Origin of the sequence: Effusibacillus pohliae DSM 22757, assembly GCF_000376225.1 — a bacterium.
Classification (GTDB): domain Bacteria; phylum Bacillota; class Bacilli; order Tumebacillales; family Effusibacillaceae; genus Effusibacillus; species Effusibacillus pohliae.
In genome coordinates, this window is sequence record NZ_AQXL01000027.1 from 1 (window position 1) to 1,851 (window position 1,851).

A 1,851-nucleotide genomic window follows, 5' to 3' on the forward strand; every position below is an offset into this window, starting at 1 on the left:
TTCGTCCAGCAAATATAGCGTCGTAACCATTGTAAATTGGGCGTTCTACCAATCCGAGGAGGGCGAGAATGTCCAGCAGGATGTCCAACAAAATGTCCAGCAAGTGTCCAGCTCCTGTCCAGCAGATGTCCAGGAAGTGTCCACAAACAAGAATGTAAGAAATAAAGAAATATATACAACAACAGCAACAACAATAGGGGACGGGCCGACGTTTGCCGATCTCGCCAACACCTATTTTCGGGCGTTTGGCAGGCATATGTCAGCGATACAGCTTGACGAGATCAATCACCTGATCGACAAGGAGGGATTGCCAGTCGATCTCCTGATTTACGGGATCGAGAAAGCAGGACGAGCCGGACAGAATTTCGCCTATGCAACCGGCATTTTCCGATCATGGCTGAACAAGGGAATCCGGACGCTGGATGCGGCGCTGGATGAAGAGGCGAAGCGGCAGATACGCCGCGACGAGCTGGAGGTCAAGCGACGAGAGAAGAAATTGCGACAGATGTCACTTGTCGCCAAGAAACCCAGATACACCGTTGAGGAAATGGGCTGGTAAGGGGGAGGCGTATGCAAGCCATCGGACAGGTTCTGGCCAATGCGGGATTGCCAAGATTTCAAAAGACTTTGAGGGGCAAAGAGCAATGCGCCGGATGCGGCGAAACGGTTGAGATTGTCGAAATTTCGCTTGCTGGCGGGCCGTTCAAGGGGAAAACGGCTGTCCACCGGCTTGGGTGCCGGTGCGAGGAACTGGCGCTGGTCCGGCAGATCATGCAGGAGAACGAGGAAGCGAAAAAGCGGAAACTGCTCCGGATTTTTGACGAATCGTCCTTGATCAGCCCGAGCCTTCGGAATGCGGCGTTTGAAACCTACCAGCCAACCACGGAAGGGCTGAAAAAAGCCAAGGTTGAGGCGATGGCCTTCGTCAAATCGTTCTCGCTCGACCGGCCGGCCAATCTGATTTTTACCGGCCACTACGGAACAGGGAAATCCCATCTGGCGGTGTCGATTGTGCGGGCTCTGATGGAACGGGGGTACACAGGGATTTTCATCTCGGTCCCGGACATGCTGACGAAGCTGAAAGAGACGTACAACCGGAGTTCGGAGACGACCGAGGCGGACATTCTGGAAGCGCTGAAAACGGTGGATGTGCTGGTGCTGGACGACATCGGAGCGGAGTATTCGGGATCAGCCGAATCATGGGCCGTGACCAAGATTTTCGAGGTTGTGAACGCCCGTTCCGGCCGCCACACGATCTACACCACGAACCTGAACAGCGAACAGTTGCAGCTCAAAATTGGCGACCGGAATTTTTCACGGATGTGCGAACGGGCGCACGTGATCAAGATGCACGGCCCGGATTATCGGCGGAAAACGATGTGGTGAAGCAGGGGGATCGTATGCGAGTCAAGATTCGGGCATGGGACAAGAAAAAACGGGAAATGTGGACGGATGTCCTCAGTGGATTGGGCGGAAGCGATCTGTACGATGACCATCTGAGCATGCGGGCGGTCGGGAACATGATCGAGAATGGCGACAAAAGCCGGTTTGACTTCATGTTGTATTCCGGTGTGACGGACAAACACGGAAAAGAAATATGCGCCGGTGACATTGTCCGGTATGCCGCGTTCGATATTGAGGTCATCACGGATGTGTATTTTTCGGACGGCGCGTTTTGGGTTCGAAGTACCTTGCTTGGAGAAGTCGCCCAAAAAACGGACGTTGAAATCATCGGTGACATCTATCAATCGCCGGAATTGCTGCCTTTCATCCGTGAATTGGGGGGATCACGGTGCTATGGAGCCTGATTTTTGGAATTTTGATGCTGGTGTCCGTCTTCATGACGTTGGT

The 1,851-nt window shown here is 53.5% G+C and carries 3 protein-coding genes; all 3 read left to right on the forward strand.

Annotated features, from left to right (window positions below; genetic code table 11):
* Positions 1–559 (forward strand): DnaD domain-containing protein (locus C230_RS0100350; protein ID WP_018130117.1); only part of this gene is annotated, 559 nt, incomplete at its 5' end.
* A gap of 11 nt (positions 560–570) precedes the next feature.
* Positions 571–1,386 carry an ATP-binding protein gene (locus C230_RS0100355; protein ID WP_018130118.1) on the forward strand — a complete coding sequence of 272 codons (816 nt, stop codon included), beginning with the start codon at positions 571–573 and terminating at the stop codon, positions 1,384–1,386.
* A gap of 14 nt (positions 1,387–1,400) precedes the next feature.
* A complete protein-coding gene (locus C230_RS21065; protein WP_018130119.1) occupies positions 1,401–1,808 on the forward strand; it encodes a YopX family protein in 408 nt (135 codons plus the stop codon).
* Positions 1,809–1,851: the final 43 nt, after the last annotated feature.

What these genes read in the sequence shown, in the direction of transcription:
- C230_RS0100355 (WP_018130118.1), top strand. Translation starts at nt 571, where the DNA reads ATGCAAGCCATCGGACAGGTTCTGGCCAATGCGGGATTGCCAAGATTT.
- C230_RS21065 (WP_018130119.1), top strand. Translation starts at nt 1,401, where the DNA reads ATGCGAGTCAAGATTCGGGCATGGGACAAGAAAAAACGGGAAATGTGG.